The organism is Psychrobacter sp. I-STPA6b, assembly GCF_020662265.1.
Taxonomy (GTDB): Bacteria; Pseudomonadota; Gammaproteobacteria; order Pseudomonadales; family Moraxellaceae; genus Psychrobacter.
This window is the reverse complement of the sequence record NZ_VEWM01000128.1, coordinates 1-468: the sequence shown is the minus strand read 5'-3', so window position 1 is coordinate 468 and position 468 is coordinate 1. Positions and strand designations below refer to the sequence as shown.

The window sequence follows — 468 nt, the reverse complement described above, 5'->3', positions numbered from 1 at the left end:
GTGTAAAGTTATTTTTTCTGCTTTGCAATCTTCAATCAAATTATCGAAGGATTCCTTTGATAGTTTTTCGTGATAAAAATCGCCTAATTGCAACATTGGAGCATATCCACAAGCGCCTAAACATTCTACACCAACTACTTGAAACAAGCCGTCTGAAGTAATTTCTCCTTCTTTCACGCCCAATTTAGAACAAGCGTAATCCATTAAATCTTCTACACCACGAGTAGCACAACAAGAGGTTCTACAAAACTCGAACATATATTTAGCCACAGGTTTTGTGTTAAACATCGTATAGAAAGTTACTACTTCGTACACTTCAATTGGAAGAATTTCCAAAATTTCTGCGACTTTTTGTTGTAATTCTACACTTAACCAATTGTCATGAGCATCTTGTACTTCATGCAAAACTGGGATTAATGCCGATTTCTTTTTATCTGCAGGATAATGACTGATTAATTCGTTAATACG

Annotated in this window: 1 protein-coding gene; it reads right to left on the bottom strand. The window is 35.0% G+C overall.

Annotated elements, in window-relative coordinates; all coding sequences use genetic code 11:
* Positions 1–468 (bottom strand): complex I 24 kDa subunit family protein (locus FHK88_RS13690; RefSeq protein WP_227431280.1); only part of this gene is annotated, 468 nt, incomplete at both ends.